19 protein-coding genes are annotated in these 16,305 nt (G+C 67.0%); 7 read left to right on the top strand and 12 right to left on the bottom strand.

Features of this window, described 5'->3' with window-relative positions:
• Positions 1-213 precede the first annotated feature (213 nt).
• The 5 genes from DMX10_RS15060 (at position 214) to DMX10_RS15040 (ending at position 5,404) form a co-directional block, all read left to right on the top strand.
• Positions 214-1,770 (top strand): DHA2 family efflux MFS transporter permease subunit, encoded by a 1,557-nt coding sequence (locus DMX10_RS15060; RefSeq protein WP_236204850.1) that lies wholly within the window; start codon positions 214-216, stop codon positions 1,768-1,770.
• On the top strand, positions 1,757-3,094 hold the full coding sequence (locus DMX10_RS15055; protein ID WP_111261836.1) for an LLM class flavin-dependent oxidoreductase: 1,338 nt from the start codon (positions 1,757-1,759) through the stop codon (positions 3,092-3,094). Before DMX10_RS15060 ends, DMX10_RS15055 begins: the two co-directional genes overlap by 14 nt.
• 111 nt (positions 3,095-3,205) lie before the next feature.
• Positions 3,206-3,616, top strand: coding sequence for a hypothetical protein (locus DMX10_RS15050; RefSeq protein ID WP_111261835.1), 411 nt, complete (start codon positions 3,206-3,208; stop codon positions 3,614-3,616).
• Positions 3,617-3,796: 180 nt separating this feature from the next.
• Positions 3,797-4,567, top strand: a complete 771-nt coding sequence (locus DMX10_RS15045; RefSeq protein ID WP_111261834.1) for a hypothetical protein — start codon at positions 3,797-3,799, stop codon at positions 4,565-4,567.
• Between the two features lie 108 nt (positions 4,568-4,675).
• On the top strand, positions 4,676-5,404 hold the full coding sequence (locus DMX10_RS15040; protein ID WP_111261833.1) for a BPL-N domain-containing protein: 729 nt from the start codon (positions 4,676-4,678) through the stop codon (positions 5,402-5,404).
• Between the two features lie 248 nt (positions 5,405-5,652).
• On the opposite strand, the gene DMX10_RS15035 is transcribed toward DMX10_RS15040, so the two are convergent.
• The 12 genes from DMX10_RS15035 to DMX10_RS14980 form a co-directional block, all read right to left on the bottom strand.
• Complete coding sequence (locus tag DMX10_RS15035; protein WP_111261832.1) at positions 5,653-6,810, bottom strand: glutathionylspermidine synthase family protein; 1,158 nt, start codon at positions 6,808-6,810, stop codon at positions 5,653-5,655.
• Between the two features lie 8 nt (positions 6,811-6,818).
• Entirely contained in the window at positions 6,819-7,550 is a 732-nt protein-coding gene (locus DMX10_RS15030; protein ID WP_111261831.1) for a DUF1190 domain-containing protein, read from the bottom strand.
• 25 nt (positions 7,551-7,575) lie between these two features.
• The gene (locus tag DMX10_RS15025) at positions 7,576-8,001 is read right to left on the bottom strand and encodes a DUF350 domain-containing protein (RefSeq protein WP_111261830.1); all 426 of its coding nucleotides are present in this window, start codon (positions 7,999-8,001) and stop codon (positions 7,576-7,578) included.
• Between the two features lie 16 nt (positions 8,002-8,017).
• The gene (locus DMX10_RS15020) at positions 8,018-8,680 is read right to left on the bottom strand and encodes a DUF2491 family protein (protein WP_111261829.1); all 663 of its coding nucleotides are present in this window, start codon (positions 8,678-8,680) and stop codon (positions 8,018-8,020) included.
• A complete protein-coding gene (locus tag DMX10_RS15015) occupies positions 8,677-9,702 on the bottom strand; it encodes an ion channel (RefSeq protein ID WP_111261828.1) in 1,026 nt (341 codons plus the stop codon). Before DMX10_RS15015 ends, DMX10_RS15020 begins: the two co-directional genes overlap by 4 nt.
• 43 nt (positions 9,703-9,745) lie before the next feature.
• On the bottom strand, positions 9,746-10,303 hold the full coding sequence (locus DMX10_RS15010) for a rhomboid family intramembrane serine protease (protein ID WP_111261827.1): 558 nt from the start codon (positions 10,301-10,303) through the stop codon (positions 9,746-9,748).
• Positions 10,304-10,376: 73 nt separating this feature from the next.
• On the bottom strand, positions 10,377-11,081 hold the full coding sequence (locus DMX10_RS15005; RefSeq protein WP_111261826.1) for a PspA/IM30 family protein: 705 nt from the start codon (positions 11,079-11,081) through the stop codon (positions 10,377-10,379).
• Between the two features lie 26 nt (positions 11,082-11,107).
• Entirely contained in the window at positions 11,108-11,764 is a 657-nt protein-coding gene (locus tag DMX10_RS15000) for a YjfI family protein (RefSeq protein WP_111261859.1), read from the bottom strand.
• A 126-nt stretch (positions 11,765-11,890) separates the two neighbouring features.
• The gene (locus tag DMX10_RS14995) at positions 11,891-12,583 is read right to left on the bottom strand and encodes an amino acid ABC transporter permease (RefSeq protein WP_111261825.1); all 693 of its coding nucleotides are present in this window, start codon (positions 12,581-12,583) and stop codon (positions 11,891-11,893) included.
• A 1-nt stretch (position 12,584) separates the two neighbouring features.
• On the bottom strand, positions 12,585-13,310 hold the full coding sequence (locus DMX10_RS14990; protein ID WP_111261824.1) for an amino acid ABC transporter permease: 726 nt from the start codon (positions 13,308-13,310) through the stop codon (positions 12,585-12,587).
• A gap of 135 nt (positions 13,311-13,445) precedes the next feature.
• Positions 13,446-14,258, bottom strand: a complete 813-nt coding sequence (locus tag DMX10_RS14985; protein WP_111261823.1) for an ABC transporter substrate-binding protein — start codon at positions 14,256-14,258, stop codon at positions 13,446-13,448.
• Between the two features lie 252 nt (positions 14,259-14,510).
• Positions 14,511-14,828: a hypothetical protein gene (locus DMX10_RS14980; RefSeq protein WP_111261822.1), complete on the bottom strand. Its 318-nt coding sequence runs from the start codon at positions 14,826-14,828 to the stop codon at positions 14,511-14,513.
• Positions 14,829-15,001: 173 nt separating this feature from the next.
• Between DMX10_RS14980 and DMX10_RS14975 the strand changes: the two genes are divergently transcribed.
• The gene (locus tag DMX10_RS14975) at positions 15,002-15,721 is read left to right on the top strand and encodes an STN domain-containing protein (RefSeq protein ID WP_236204856.1); all 720 of its coding nucleotides are present in this window, start codon (positions 15,002-15,004) and stop codon (positions 15,719-15,721) included.
• A complete protein-coding gene (locus DMX10_RS14970; RefSeq protein WP_111261821.1) occupies positions 15,718-16,263 on the top strand; it encodes an RNA polymerase sigma factor in 546 nt (181 codons plus the stop codon). The genes DMX10_RS14975 and DMX10_RS14970 overlap by 4 nt, the downstream gene beginning before the upstream one ends.
• Positions 16,264-16,305 lie beyond the last annotated feature (42 nt).

Genomic DNA, 16,305 nt, shown 5'->3' with positions numbered 1-16,305 from the left:
CTAGGGGCGGCTCGCGCCGCCCATCGCGAATGAATTCGCTCCCACAAGGTGAGCCCGGCGCTCTTCTGTGGGAGCGGATTCATCCGCGAAAAAAGCAGCCCTAAGGGGCTGCCTGGGCGAATGAATTCGCTCCTACAAATTTCCAGCACCAAAAACGGCCCCACGCCACACGGACGACGGCCTCCAAACCCTGTAATCACGGAAGGAGTTCCCATGAGCGTTTTTGCGCAACAGCAACGCAAATGGTGGGCCTTGCTCGGTGTGAGCATCGCCAGTTTTCTCGGCTGCGTGGATTTCACCATCGTCAACACCGCGCTGCCGGCCCTGCAGGCCGACCTCGGTGCTTCGGTGGAAAGCCTGCAATGGGTGATCAACGGCTTCATCCTCGCGCTCTCCAGCACCATGGTGCTGGTGGGCCGGCTGGCCGACCTGCATGGCCGCCGGCGGGTGCTGAATATCGGCCTCACCGTATTCGGCCTGGCCTCCCTCGGTGCCGGGCTGGCCACCAGCATCGATGCGCTGGTGGCGGCGCGGGTGGCCCAGGGGCTGGCCTGTGCGGTGCTGTACACGGCCTCCGGCGCCATCGTCTCGGCCACCTTCGCCAGCGAGGAGCAGGGCAAGGCCTTCGGCGTGCTGTTCGGCGTCAACGGCGTCGGCCTCGCCGTGGGGCCGGTGCTCGGCGGGGTGATCACCAGCGCCTTCGGCTGGCAGTGGATCTTCCTGGTCAACGTGCCCTTCGTGCTGCTCAGCCTGGCGATCATCGCCCTGGCGGCGGACGAATCCCGTGCCGAGCAGGACGGCGCGCGGCTCGACTGGGCCGGTGCAGCGCTGCTGCTGGTGGGCCTGCCGAGCCTGGTGCTGGTGATCGTCCAGGGCGGTGCCTGGGGTTGGGCCTCGGCCACCACCCTGGGCCTGATCGGCCTGGCCGCGCTGGCCTTCGTCGCCTTCGTCGCGGTGGAGCTGCGGGTGCGCGCGCCCATCGTCGACCTGCGCCTGTTCGCCAACCGCCGCTTCGTCGCTGCGGTGACTGCCAGCTTCGGCCTGGCGTTGTTCTACTGCGTGGCCTTCTTCGTGATGCCGCTGTACCTGTCGCTGATCCGTGGCGAGAGCGTGCAGGCCAGCGGCCTGCTGCTGCTGCCCACCACCCTGGGCGTGGCGCTGCTGTCGCCAGTGGTGGGGCGGCTGGTGGACCGCAAGGGCCCGGCGTTGCTGATCCAGGCCGGGCTGCTGTTCTTTGCCCTGTCGGCCTTGCTGCAGGCCGGCTTCGCCGAGGGCACCTCGCTGCCGTACCTGCTGGGCGCCTTCGCGGTGATGGGGCTGGGCTGGGCCTGCATCCTCGGGCCGTCCACGGTGCTGGGCATCTCCTCGGTGCCGCAGCAGGTGGGCTCGGTGGCCATGGGTTCGCTGATGACCCTGCACAACGTCGGCGGCGGCCTCGGGCTGGCGGTCGGCGTGGGCCTCTACCGCGCATTCGCTGCCCACGCCCTGGCCGGCTCCACGGGCGTGGCGGCCGATACCGACTGGCTGGCCCGTGCGGCGGCCGCGCCGGAGCAGGGCGTGGCACTGCTGGGCGAGCACCTGGTGCAGGCCCCCGAGGTGCTGCAGGGCTGGGTGCACGGCGCCTTCCTCCAGGGCTACCAGGCGGTGATGCTGTTCCTCGCCGCCAGCGTGCTGCTGGTCTGGGCCAGCGTTGCCGTGCTGCTGCGGGCCAAGGCAACCGCGCCTGCCGAGGCGGCTGCCGAGCAGGAGCCCAGCCATGGCAAGGCGTGACGGTCGCCTGCGCCTGGGTGCCTTTCTCTCCGGCTCCGGCGCCCATGCCGGCAGCTGGCGCCACCCCCGGGCGGACGCCGACGCCTCGATCAACTTCGAGCGCTACCGGCACTACGCCCAGACCCTGGAACGTGGGCGCTTCGATGCGCTGTTCCTCAACGACAACGTGGCGGTGGGCGAGCTGGACCCGCGCGTGCTGCGCAGCAGCGCCTACAGCCTGCGCTGGGACCCCTTGACCCTGCTGCCGGCGCTGGCGGTGACGACCCGGCACATCGGCCTGATCGCCACCGCCAACACCAGCTACAACGAGCCCTACACCATCGCCCGCAAGTTCGCCTCGCTGGATCACCTGTCCGGCGGCCGTGCCGGCTGGAACCTGGTGACGGCGCTGATCGGCGGGGAGAACTACAACCGCGCCGAGCACCTGCAGCATGCCGACCGCTACGCGCGCGCCGGGGAGTTCTTCGAGGTGGTCACCGGGCTCTGGGACAGTTGGGCCGACGACGCCTTCCCCCTGGACAAGGCCTCCGGCACCTGGCTGGAACCGGCGCGCATGCGCGTGCTCGACCACGAAGGCGAGCACTTCCGCGTGCGCGGCCCGTTGAATGCGCCCCGGCCGCTGCAAGGCTGGCCGGTGATCGCCCAGGCCGGCTCCTCCGAGGCTGGCCGCGCCCTGGCAGCGCGCACCGCCGAGCTGGTGTTCACCGCGCAGCAGACCCTGGAGGAGGGCAAGGCTTTCCATGCCGATATCCACCAGCGCCTGGCATTGGCCGGGCGCGAGGAGGGCGAACTCAAGGTGTTCCCCGGCCTGGCCCCGGTGGTGGGGCGCACCGCCAGCGAGGCGCAGGAGAAGCACGAGGAATTGCAGGCGCTGGTGGACCCGGAGGCGGCGCTCAAGGCGCTGTCCTTTCTGGTGGACATCGGCATCGACCTGGAACGCCTGCCGCCGGACGCGCCCGTGGTATTGCCCGATCCCTTGCCAGTCACCGAACGCCACAAGAGCCGCCAGCAACTGGTGATCGACCTGATCCGCCGCGAGAAACCCACCGCCGCACAGCTGCTGCGCACGCTCGGTGCCGGCGGCCATCGCCTGCTGGTGGGCACGCCGAGCCAGATAGTCGAGGAGATGGCCTGCTGGTACGAAGAGCGCGCGGCGGATGGCTTCAACCTGCTGTTCACCCACCTGCCGGGCGGTCTGGAGGACTTCGTCGACCTGGTGATCCCGGAGCTGCAGCGTGTGGGGCTGTTCCGCCGCGAATACGAAGGTCGCACCCTGCGCGAGAACCTCGGCCTGCAGCGCGTCGCCAACCGGCATTTCGCCTAGCGCGGCCAGGCTGTCGGAATGCCCGGCCTTTAATCCGGGCGTTCCGCTCCGGCGTGGTGATCGAGGCCGAAGAGCGGTAGATTTCCCGCTTTCATCACGGAGCGGCAGCACATGGACAACCCTTTCCAATCCCCGACCACCGATGTCCCCACGGAGAAGGGCGGCAGCCCATCGAGCCCGGCATCCCTCGCGCTGCGCCTGGCGATCCTGGCGTTCTGCTCGGTCCAGTTCCTGGTGCTGCTGTGGAACCGCGGAGCCATCTGGGACGCCATGCGGGCCGGGGAGATTTCCGTGTTCGGTGCTGCCGGGGGCTTCCTGTTCGCCTTCCTCCTGATGCTTGCCGGGGCGTTGCTGTTCTTTGCCCAGCGGTCGGCACGCTGGCTGTTGCTGGCCTGCCTGCCTTACCAGCTGTACGCGCTGGCAACGGCCCCGGAGCGGGGTACGCAGGTGCTGTGCCTCCTTTCGCTCGTCTGCCTCATCGGCTGCCTGGTGTACAGCTGGCGGCTCAGGCAGGCGATGTGACGACCGAGCCTCGTGGGCGCGTGCCAGGTCGGTGAGGGCAGGGCGGTGATGCATTCTGCTGGCCCGCGCCGAATCCGTGAGCAGCGCACTGCGGCGCCCTGGGCCTTTGCTTTAGTGTGCTGTCGTGTCGCGCCAGCAGCGCGGCGCCAACCCTTTCAAATTACTGGAGAGATGTAGGACATGGGCGCCTGGGGCACGGGGCTGTATTCCGATGACACGACCTGTGATGTACGGGATGACTACATCCAGCACCTGAAGCACGGGCTTTCCCACGGCGAGGCCTGCGAGAAGGTGCTGGGCCGCCATGCCGCACGGCTGGGCGAGCCTGAGGTGGCCTGCCTGGTGTACGTCGCCCTGGCCGACACGGCCTGGAAGTACGGCCGGCTGGACGAGACGCTCAAGGACAAGGCGTTGTCGCTGCTGCGCGCGGGCGGGGACCTGTTCGTGTGGGAGCGCGATGCGCCCCGGGATGTGCCGGCCCGCCGCAAGACCCTCAAAGCGCTCGAAGCCAGGCTGGCTACCCCTCAGCCGGCGGAAAAGCCTGTGAAGGTGTCGCCGCCCAAGCCCAGGAAAGCCCGTACCACGGCGCCTGTGGGCTCGGTCTTCTCGCTGGCATTGCCCAGCCAACGCCAGGTGCTGCTGGTCCTGGTGGGCTTCGTCGAGCTGGAGAAGAGCATCGACCCGGTGTTCTCGGTCCTGGCGCAGCCCATCGTCTCAGCTGAATCCCTGCCCATTCGAATCACTGGCGATGCCCCGACACTGGTGCTCTCGAAGGGCTTTCGGCAGCCATTCCGGCACGTGGCCATCCTGCCCCGGGATGAGCGAAAGGACATCCTCAGCGGGCTGACGCGCCTGGACATCACCGTCGAGCCCGCGCTGCCGTTCCAGCGGGAGCACACGGTGTGGCTGGCATTGGGGCGCATTGCCAGCGAGGTCGACGCTCACCTGTGAAGCCGGCGACGACGGGGGAGGGGGCGAACCTTTTCCACGATCAACGGATTGCCATGCAGGCCTGCTGAAAGGGCCTGAACGTCCTCTGACACAAAGGAACTGTGCGTGATGAACAAGACTGTACTGGCCGCCCTGGCCCTGGTGTTTCCGCTGCTGGCCAAGGCCGAAGTGGCGGTGATCTTCGACGGTGCCGGCACCTGCGACGGCTGCGGGCAGACGGTCGCCGAGCTGTTGAAGAAGGAGCGCTACACCGTCCGCCTGGTGGATGAAGACCACCTGAGCGCCGATGTGCTCGAGGACGCCGATCTCTACGTACAACCGGGCGGTTCGGACGACATCATGGACACCTTGTCGGAGCTGTCCGCTAGCCAGGTGCAGGCCATCCGCGACTTCGTCGCCCAGGGTGGCCAGTACCTGGGCATCTGCGCCGGCGGCTACCTGGCAGGGGGCTATGCCGATGAGAAGGAGCGCATCCCGGCGTTCGGCCTGGTCGAGCTGGCGGAGGTCGACCAGGAAATCCCGAAGGACAACGCGGCGCAGTTCATCTCCATCCAGCTGCCCGCAGGACACGAGCAGCGCGACGTCTACTACCAGGCCGGGCCGCATTTCGGCAGCCGGCTCCCGGCGGGTGCCGAGGCGATGGCGTACTACACGAAATCCCGGCGCATCGCCGCGCGAATCTCGTCCTACGGCAACGGCACGGTCGGTCTCATCGGCCCGCATTACGAAGCGGACAGCGCCTGGTACGCCGCCGACGGACTACCGCCCGATGCGAAGCAGCACCAGGACCTTCTGCTTGCGATGCTGGCGCAGATGAAACTGCGGCACGAGCCATGATCCCGCGCTGCACGGCTGCAGTTGCCGCGTCACCTGCCTGGTGATGACTGCCGCCTAAGCCACCGGCTCGGCTCCCAGGGTTGGCGCCGAGGGTGGCGGGCCGTGTATCAGCCCGCCCTATGCACGGCCCTGCAGGATGGGTCGAGCTCGGCCGCCGTCGTTGCCGATGGGGCTCGCCTGGCTCAACGCCATCCTGCGAGGGAAGGCCATGGGCGCCTGGCGCATTGCACTGCGCGAACGCGCACGACTCAATCCATCACCACATGGGGCAGGAAGCGGCTGGTGTCCTTGGTGATCAGGCTGTCGTCCTCGCGAATGCCCATGCCGGAGGCGGTGTCGCCAACCACCCAGGAACCGATCAGGGTGTAGCTGTCGCCGAAGCGGGGCAGGGGGGAGAACTGCTGGAGGATGTAGGGCGCATCGGTGTACGGGCCGTCCTGCACCACCACGTGGTCCTCCGGGGTGCGGATCTCGATGTTGGCGCCCTCGCGGGAGAAGAACGGCTTGCGCACCCAGCCCCTTGGCACCGGCGTGCGCGGGTCGGCGTCAACCCGGGCGGGCAGGAGGTTGGGGTGGCCTTCGTTGAATTTCCACAACAATGGCAGGATGCCCTTGTTGCTGATGATCGACTTCCAGGCCGGCTCCACGAACTGGGTGTCGCACCCCGGTACGGCCTTGCCGAAGGCTTCGCTGAAGATGTGTTCCCAGGCGTGCAGCTTGAACAGCCGGGGAATCCATTGCCCCTGCAGGTCGACGAAGCGGCCATCGCCGGTGAGGCCGATGTCCTCGATGTCGATGTGCCGCGCATCGATGCCGGCCAGGCGCGCCATCTGTGCGAGGAAGTCGGTGGTGCCCCGGTCTTCCACCGAGCCTGCGATGGCGGAGAAATGGAAGGGGATTTCCTTGCTGAAGGTGCCGAACGCGCGGATCAGGTCCTCGGCCAGGGTGTTGAACTGGTCGGCGTCGCTGGGCAGCACGCCACGGCGTATCTGGTCTTCCAGCCAGAGCAGTTGCACCGAGGCGCATTCGAGCAACGAGGTGGGCGTGTCGGCGTTGATCTCCAGCAGCTTGGCCGGACCGCTGCCGTCGTAGCTGAAATCCATGCGGCCGTAGAGGTGCGGGTGCCCCTCGCGCCAGGACGTGCGGACCAGATCGAAGAACGCCGGCGGTATCGCCAGGCCGGTGAGCAGCTCCTCGCTCTCCACCACGCGCTGCACCACGTCGAGGCACATCTCGTGCAACTCGCGGGTGGGTTGCTCGATATCACGGGTCACCTGCTCGCGGGTGAAGAGGTAGTAGCCGCGCTCATCCCAGTAGCGTTCGCCGTCGATGGTGTGGAACAGGAAGCCTTCGCGCTCGACCTGTGCCTGCCAGCCCGGACGTTCTTCGATGCTGATCTTCTTCATGAGCGGTGTCAGCCCCCGAATCCGGAACCGCCGGTCTTGCCACCCCAGCCACCGCGGGCGTTTGCCTGGGAGCCGAAACCGCCGCGGGAGATGGTGGACGCCACCGCCGAGCCACTGGTGCCGGCCTTGCTGCTCAGGCTCTTGCCCAGGGTCTGCTGGGTGTAGGTCGATGTCGGGCTGTTGCGCGCCTGGCTGGAGCGGCTGAACGTCTTGCCCTGTTCGATCTGGCGGGACAGCGTGGAGGTGCTGTAGGTGCCCCGGGCGTCGCGGTAGCGGTAGATCGGCTGGGAGTAGTAGTGGTTGCCGCCGCTGCCCATCATCTGGCCGATGAGGATGCCGGTGAGCAGGCCGTTGTCGCTGTGGCCGGTGCTCTGCACCACCTGCTGCTCGGCCTGCTCGTAGGCAGTGCGGGACACCTCGTTGGTCATCGACAGCTCGAAGCCCCCCAGGCGCGGCATGAACTGGCCGTTGGAGGTGGGCAGGCAGTAGTTGGCCACGAAGTCGGCGTCGCACGCGGCCTGGCTGTCATAGGTCGGGGCGATCTGCTTGTGATCGGCCATGGCCGTCATGTACGCGTCCGAGCAGACGTCGACCGGGAACTTGTCGTCCACGCAGGCCTGCACGTTCTCGAAGGTCTTGGTCGCGGTGATCTGCACCGTGTCCTGCGGGTCGTTGCACCCGGCCAGGGTCAGCGGCAGGGTGCCGGCAAGCACCAGCTGGATGGAATTGCGCTTTCTCATCTGGGTCTCCTTGCGCTGCCGGTGATCAGGTCGATGGGGTCATGCAGGCGGAGTTGAGCAGGCCAATGCTGATGGCCACGGCGCCGGAGTAGATGGCAGCGGCGTGCTCGCCCCTGGAAATGCGGCCGGGCAGGTCCTTGAGCACCAGGCTGGTGACGAAGAACGCCAACAGCTGGACGACCGCGGCGATCACGACCCAGACGACGAAATCGAGGACGCTGACGCTGTAGGTGATGATGTTGCTGGCCGGCAGGGCGAAGCCGATCAGCGAACCGGCCAGGGCGATGGCGGCGGCGCTGTTGCCTTCGCGGATCAGGGCGAACTCGCGGTGCGGGGTCACGCGGGTGTAGATGAACTGGAACAGGGCGAACAGCGCCGCCGCAACCAGGATGTAGATGACGAAGCCGATGACGGCGGTGGAGTTGAGCGACATGCGGAGCGCGTCGAGCATGGTGGATCTTCCTTGGTCAGAGAACTTGGATGTCGGTGATCTGCAGTGTCACGCCCACAGCGGTGGTCAGGGCGATGGCACCTTCTTCGTCTTCCTCGACCGAGAAGAGCAGGAACTCCCTCCGGTTGAGCAAGCCGATCTCGCGGGCGTAGAGCATGCTCTGATGCTCGACACCGTAACTGGCGTCGGGGCTGACGACGTATTCGTGCAAGGGCACCAGCTCGGTCTGGCCGTCCTCGCTCCCCCACTGGCGGCCGTACTCCTCGCCCTCCAGCTCATAGACCTGCATGCCGATGCGGGCGTTGGGCCCGGCCAGGCGCAGCAGCTCCTCGCGGCTGGCGATGGGGGTGACCTGGTGGTAGCCGAACAGGATCACGGACTCGATGTCGCTGTCCTGCGGGCCGTTCATGATCACCTGGAGGAAGTAGTTCTCGTCGTCCAGGTAGTAGCGCTTGATCCGCTTGCCCTCGCCGAGCTCCAGGGTGCCCACGGCCCAGATCTTCTCGTCGCCGGGGAGGGTGACGTGGGACTGGCCTTCGAGCAGTGTCGCCAGCGAGCGGTCCAGGCAGAGCATCCGCCCCGAGGCCAGCCCCAGGGGGCGGCTGTCGCTGGGGTGGCGGCGCGCCTCACTGGAGGGCAGCGGTGGCTCCAGGCCCAGCCAGCGCTTGAGCTTGCTCATAGTGCGTTCTCCTTCAGGCGCTCGTTGGCGATGTAGAAGATTTCCCCGCCACGGATTTCCAGCGTGTTGGCCGGGTTGATCTCGAAGCGGCTGGAACCCGAGGCGCGGTAGCCGATGAGGGTGGCATCGTGGTCCTGGCGCAGGCGGATGTACAGCTCGCCGCAGGTGCCGCTGAAGCCCTCGGGCAGTACATGGCGGAACTGGGTGGCGCCATCACCGACGCACAGCAGTTCGGTGACCACGGTGCTGGAGCCCGGGTCCTGCGAGGCACGCACCAGCATCTCGATGGCCATGTTGGAGGTGCACTCCAGTTCGGGCGCATAGCGGCGGGCGAGTGCGGCGCGCTCGGAATCGTTGAAGTGCGCGACCACATGGGCCTGGGTGCCGATCGCCTTGATGGTGAGCACGATGGCCAGGGTGAGGCTGTCGGAGCGGGTGTGCACGAGGATGCGCTCGGCGCGCTCGATGCCGGCGCGGCGCAGCAGCACGGGGTTGTCCAGCGAGTCACCGCGTACGAAGGAGGCGCGCCCGGGCAGGGGGTTCTCTTCCAGCAGTGCGTCGCAGATCACCAGGCTGTCGTCCTGCGTGGCCTCGTCCTGATAGAGCAGTTCGACGATGCGCTCGCTGGCTTCGCCTTCCCAGCCGATGAGGATGGTGTGGCCCTTGAGGTTGGAGTAGTCGCCCAGGCCTTTCATGTTCTTTCTCCAGAGTTCGCCGACCGAAGTCGATGCCTTGCCGATGACCGCGGTCAGCAGGGCGATGCCGCCCAGCATGATCCACAGCGCCGTGACGAGTTTGCCGAAGTCGCTCTTGGGGGAGAGGTCGCCGTAGCCCACGGTCGTCGCGGTGGTGAAGTAGAAATAGGTGAAGTCCTGCCCTTGCAGCAGGTGCTGCTCCCCGGCCAGCGACAGCAGCAGGTAGGAGACCAGATAGTGGACGGCCAGGAGCGAGCCGATGCCGGCCCAGCCGAAGCGTTGGAAGAAGACCGAGGTTTGGTGCCGCAACAGCAAGATCAGCGACATGGAATCAACTCCATTGATCCTTCGAGAGTGGTTCGGGGTGGGGTCAGTGAGCGCTTTCGAGCAGCGACTTCGAGTGCATCAACCAGGCGATGATGCAACCGGCGACGGCACCGGCGATATGCGATTCCACGGATATCCCCGGGGTGGGGATGAAGCCGAAGACCAGGCCGCTGTAGCCGGCGAGGGCCACCAGGGCGACCACCAGGCTGGCGAAGCTGCGCTGGTACCAGGCACGCGCCAGCAGGTAGGTCCAGAGCCCGAAGATCAGGCCGCTGGCGCCGATGTGCATGCTGTAGCGGGCAAGCAGCCAGACCATGCCACCGCCGAGGAGGCTGATCAGCAGCGCGACGCGGATGTAACGGCCGAGCCCCTCGGTTGACACCAGCCAGCTGAGGATGATGAAGGGGGGCAGGTTGCTCAGCAGGTGAGCGAAGGAGCCGTGCAGGAAGGGCGCGAAGATCAGCCCCTGCAGCCCGCCCAGGGTGCGCGGAAGGATGCCGTGATGGACCAGGCTGTTGGCGGTGAGGGTGTTGATCACCTGGACCACGGCCATGATCGCCGCCAGTGCCAGGATGACCCTGAGTCGCTTGCCGGTATCCATCTGCGTTTCCCGAACTCCATTTGCGGGTAGAGGTGATGGGCAGGCGACCAGGGTCGCCTGCCGGGGGCGGATTCTACTGCGATCCGTCCTGGCTTTGCTTGGCTTTCAAACGGGCCAGTACATCGGCTCCGCTGCCGCTTTGGGCGCCGATGCCGGCTTCCTGCAGGCGACGCTCCAGGTCGCCGCCGTTGGCGGCGGTCTGCAGCTCTTCGGCGGCGGCCAGGCGCGCGTCCTGCTCGTCCTGGCGCTGGCGCAGGCGGCTGAGGCTGTCCAGGGCGGACTCGACCTTGCCGTTGGCGCCACCGGTGGCTTCGGCGGTCGCGACGCGTGCCTTCTGCACCACCTCGCGAGCCTTGGCCATCTCGATCTGCTGCTTCAGGCTCTTGAGCTGGCCTTCGGCCTTGTTGACCTGGGCGTGGAGGAGGTCGGCCTGCTTGCCGAACTGCTCGGACTGGTTGCGCTCCTGGTCACGCTGGGCCTCGATCTCGGCGATGCGGTTGGCGCATTCCAGGGCCAGGCTTTCCTCGCCCTTGTTGAGCGCGGCGGTGGCCTTGGACTCCCAGTTGGCGACATCGGCGTTGAGGCTCTCCAGGCGTTGCTGCGACAGCTTCTGCTTGGCCTTGATATCCACCAGGCCGTTCTTGGCTTGCAGCACGGCGCGGTCGGCGTCACGCATTTCCTGCTCGAGGATGCGGATGGCGTTGGCGTCGACGATGGCTTCGCCGACTTCGGAGGCGCCGCCACGCACGGCGGTGATGATTTTCTTCCAGATACTCATGAAAACTTCTCCTTGAATGGATTCGGTCAGGCCTTGAAGTGGTCTTCGAAGGCTTCGACGGCGCGGATCACGTTTTCAGCCAGGGTGTAGACCTCCTGGATGATCACGGTGAGCGACGAGGCGGCGCTGAGGGCGCCGAACATGGAGTACACCTCCTGGCCGTCGATGACCTCGACGCCGACCGAGGACAGCGGGAACAGGTCGCGGGTACGCAGCACCAGCGCGTTGAATTCGTTTGCATCCTTCACCAGGTCGAGCGGCACCAGGGTGGCGTCGACCATGATGTGGTCCCCTTCGACCGCCATGTAGATCGGCAGGTCGCCGTACTCGGTCATGGTCAGCCTGATCCCGGCCTGCTCGCCGTCGACGACGCTCAGCAGAATCTCGCCAGACGCCACCAGGGCCAGTTCGGCCAGGGCGTTGTGAAGCGAGCTGAGGGTCCAGTTGCTGTTCTCGGTCATGTAGTCCTCCAGTTTGACTCGGTCGCCCAGGAAGGGCTGCCGTAAAGCTCTCTCGATACCCTTCAGGGCGTTCACGTTCTCGGGAAGGATCCAGAACTCACGTTTCACCAGTCCCGCTTCGCGGAGCCGGTTGCGCATGTCTCGGACGTAGTCGGCCGAAGACTTACCGGTGCTTCCGGCCGCCTTCCTGCCTGCTTTGTCCGGAGTGGTCTTGCGAGGCATCTGCATTCCTCCTCAAGGGTGTGGCGTGCAAATTACTGCGATTTTCGCTGGCGCGCAATTCCTTACATGAAAGATTTTTTTATCTTTCATGTAAGGGAAATATCGACTCGTCGGCACGTTAACCCATCACCCCCGCGAGCGAGGCGCTGCATTGAATCGCATCACCCACTGCGCAAGCAGGTCGAGCCCCGCGCACATCAGGAAGTACAGCAGCGCCACGAAGAGGAAGACCTCCGTCGGGTGCACCATCACCCGGTTGCTCACCTGGGTGGCGACGAAGGACAGTTCGCCGACGCCGATGACGTAGCCCAGGGAGCTGTCCTTGATCAGCGAGACCCACTGGTTGAGGAACGACGGCAGCATGATCGGCAGCGCCTGCGGCAGGATGATCAGCCGCAGCACCTGCCAGGGCCGCAGGCCCAGGGCGCGGCCGGCGTCCCATTGGCCCGGCGGCAGGCTCTGGATGCCGGCGCACACCGAGTGGGCGAGGTAGGCGCCGCCGATCAGCGACAGCGCGCAGACCACGGTCGCCAGTGCCGGCACCTCGATGCGGAACAGCACCGGCAGCAGAAAGTAGCTCCAGAAGATCAGCATCAGCACCGGGATGGCGCGGAAGAACCCCAGCACCGCCAGCAGCACCAGGCGTGGCCGGCCTTCGAGCACCGCCAGGGCGATGCCCAGGACCAGGCCCAGCAGCGCCGAGGCGATGCCCGAGAGCGCCGACAGCAGCAGGGTCAGCGCCGCGCCGCCCAGCGGGCCATCGGGCCAGGCGCCGAGCAGGAAGTAATCGAGGTTGTCGAGGATCACCGAGAAATCCATCTCAGGCCTCCCCGCGCTTGTGCCGGCGGTGCTGGTGGAGCAGCGTGCCCGCCACTTCGATGGCGATCGCCGCGCCCAGGTAGAGCAGGGTGGCGATGCCGAACGCCTGGAAGGTCTTGAAGGTTTCCGTCTCCACCTGGCGCGAGGCATAGGACAGCTCGGCGAGGCCGATGGCCATGGCCAGGGAGCTGTTCTTCAGGGCGTTCATGTACTGGCCGAACAGCGGCGGCAAGGCCGTGTGCAGTGCCTGGGGCAGGATGATGCAGCGCCACACCTGGGCCGGTCGCAGGCCCAGGGCCATGCCCGCTTCGCGCTGTTGCGGGCGCACCGAGGCGATGCCGGCGCGCAGCTCCTCGGCGATGAAGGCGCTGGTGTAGAGCGACAGGCCCAGCACGGCGGCGAGGAACTCGAAGGACGGCCAGGCCAGCGTGAACGGGCCCAGCGCCAGCTCATGGGGCAGGTTGAGCCAGAACACCAGGCCCTCGGGCAGCAGCGCGGGCACGCCGAAGTACCAGAAGAACAGCTGCACCAGCAGCGGGGTGTTGCGCAGCAGCGAAAGGTAGCCGCGCGCGGGCCAGGACAGGCGGCCGGGCAACTGGCGACCCACGGCGACCAGCGCGCCGAGCAGGGTGCCGATGACACAGACCACCAGCGAGGTGCCGAGGGTCAGCAGGAAGCCGTCCAGCAGCCAGTGCAGGTAACGGGGAGCGAGGGGGTCGCCGAACATGGTCGAGGTCTTTCAATGCGCGATCCCCGCAAGCGCGGGGACGTAGGTAGGTCCCCGCGTTCGCGGGGATGACGGGGCCTGCACGACCCTCCCATCACCGTCCCCCGCGAAGGCGGGGGATGGTGAACAGTGCGGTCAGTGCACCGTGCCGATCTTGTACAGGCGCGCCAGCGGGGTCTTGGTGTCCGGGCCGAACCAGGTGTCGTAGATGGCCTGGGCGCGGCCCTGGTCTTCCAGCTCCTGCAGGGTCTGGTTGACGTATTCGGTCAGCGCGGTTTCACCCTTGGGGATGCCGACGCCGATCAGGTCGCTGGAGATGGTGAAGGGCGGCACTTCGTACTTGTCCTTGTCCGGCACGTTGGCCAGCAGGCCGATCAGCTTGGGACCGTCCTGGGTGATGGCCTGGACCTGGCCGTTGCGCAGGGCGGTGAAGGCGAAGGGCGTGTCGTCATAGGCGACCACCTTGGCGCCGGGGAATTTCTCCCGCAGCACGCCTTCGTTGACCGTGCCCTTGTCGACGCCCACGCGCCATCTGTTCAGGTCGTCGGTGTTCTTCAGGGTGCCTTTCTTGACGATGAACTGCTGCCCCGAGGAGAAGTACGGGATGCTGAAGTTGACCTGCTCGGCGCGCTCCGGGGTGATGGTGAAGTTGGCCAGCACCAGGTCGACCTTGTTGGCCACCAGCAGCGGCACGCGGTTGGCCGGGTTGGTGGGTTGCAGCTGCAGCTTGACCCCGAGCTTGTCGGCGATGGCGCGGGCGTAGTCCACGTCCAGGCCGGCGAGCTGCTGGGTCTTCCCGTCGACGAAGCCGAACGGCGGGTTGCTGTCGAAGGCCGCGACACGCAGGACGCCGGCCTTGCGGATATCGTCGAGGCGGTCGGCCTGGGCAAGGCCGGAGAGGGTGGAAAGGGCGAGTGCGAGGGCGGTGAGGGCAGTCAGCTTCTTCATGAATATCCAGCTCCTTCGGCGGGCCCTGGCGCGCATGGCCGGGCTCCGCTCATCTGTCGGGGGGGCGATCGCTTCCGGGTGGGAAGCGTCGCCGTTCGCCGGTGGGGGTTGCCCGCTGGCGAGGCGATTCTGGCAGGGGGCTGGAGCAGACAAAAAAGAATTAATTTGTCTTTTTAAATTCGATACAGGAATAAGCGGAGCCGCCGTGGCTTGTGCTGGATGTGGCGTGCTAGAGCGGTTCCTGGCGCCGCGTCAGGGGGCGGGACGCTGCGGTTGAAGCGAATGGCCGAAGTTGGCGCCCATGCGCATGCCGGTCGCGGCAGGGGTGGCGAGGCCCAGCTGGTTGGCCGGGCGGCGCTCGATCGGCACCTGCATCGCGGCCCGGTTGCGCCGGGCCGCCTCGGCGCCTTGCGGGTTGGCCAGGCGCTGGGTGAGGCAGTCATAGGACAGGGCCTTGTAACCGTTCACCTCGGCGCTGATGCAACTGCCTTGCGCGGTGCCCTCATCGGCGATGGCCAGGAGGGGCGCGAGGGCGAGAGCGAGGCCGGCGAGGGTGATGCGAGCGGACATGATTGCCTCCATGTGCTGGATCATTGCCGGGAAATCTACGGTAAAAGCACCGTCATCGCTGCGAAGTCTTTTTTGCAACGCCCGTCACACAATCGACATGATCAGACCTCAGGATGGCCTTCCTGAGTCAAGCCAGCGATACATCGACACGCAGTACGGGTCGGAATCCGCCTATGTCAATGGAAGCCGTGGCGAGGGACTGCCTCGCGCCAGCGGTGCTGATCGTTCTCCTCATCGCAGCCTGCTGCCTGGCCGCTTGGCCATGCACGGCGCAAGCGGGCGAGGGGCGGGCCGAAGAGGGTCCGCTGGAGTTCCAGTTGCCGGCGCAGGACCTTTCCAAGGCACTGGAGCGCTTCAGCGAAACCAGCGGCATGGCCATCCTGGTGGACCGCGAACTCACTCGCGGGCGGCGCTCGGCTTCGGTCATCGGCCGGCTGGCCCCACGCGAGGCGCTGGCGAGGCTGCTGACGGGCACCGGGCTCATGGCCCAGCACAGCGAGGGCCGTGCGTTCACCGTGCTGCCGGCAAGGGTTTCGAACGCGCCTGCGGGGCGCAACCACGGCGCCACGACGCGCTGGGAACAGGGCAGCTTCGCGGCGGCCCTGCAAGGTGCATTGGGCAAGGCCTTGTGCCGTTCCCCACTGACCCGGCCCGGCGCTTATCGCGCCGCGCTGCAGCTGTGGATCGGCCCGGTTGGCATGGTGGAACACAGCCGCCTGCTGGGGCCGACCGGTGATCTGCAGCGCGATGCGGCGCTGGTGGAAAGCCTGCGGGGCCTGACGATCGACAGGGCGCCACCGTCCTCCCTGCCCCAGCCGGTCACCGTGCTGGTGGTGCCGGAGGCGGCCGCCAGCATGGAATGCAACAAGTGGGAAGGAGCTGCGGGGGCATGAATGACAAGGAGCGTGGCACCATGCTCAGGCTGTTTCTGGCCTCCTACGAGGAGTTCCGGACACGCCTGAGGCGGCGCCTGGGGTCCGATGACCTGGCCAACGATGTGCTCCACGAAACCTACCTGCGCCTGGATCGCATGGACGAGCCGGAGGATGTGCAGAAGCCCGGCGCCTACCTCTATCGCATGGCCCTCAACGTCGCCGCCGACCGCCGTGCCCAGGACGCGCGCCTGCTCACCGGCGAGGAGGTCGAGGAGCTCTTGCACCTGGGCGAAGAGCACCTCGACCCGGCGGTGATCGTCGGCGGGCAGATCGAGATCCGCGCGCTGGTCACCGCGCTGGCGGAGCTGACGCCCCGGCGCCGGCAGATCCTCATCGCTGCGCGCATGGAAGAGGTGCCGCACCTGGAGATTTCCCGGCGCTTCGGCATCTCCACGCGCATGGTGGAGAAGGAGCTGAAGGCCGCGCTGGGCCATTGCGCCGCCCGCCTGGAAAGAAAAGTGGTGCAACGGTTCGGTCCCGGCGCCGGAAAACAGTCATAGGGTCGAGGGGCGGCACGAGCGCCCCGCCGATCACTCCCGAGA

Origin of the sequence: Pseudomonas sp. 57B-090624, from assembly GCF_003234055.1 — a bacterium.
GTDB lineage: Bacteria > Pseudomonadota > Gammaproteobacteria > Pseudomonadales > Pseudomonadaceae > Metapseudomonas > Metapseudomonas tohonis.
This window is presented reverse-complemented; position numbering and strand designations above follow the sequence as displayed.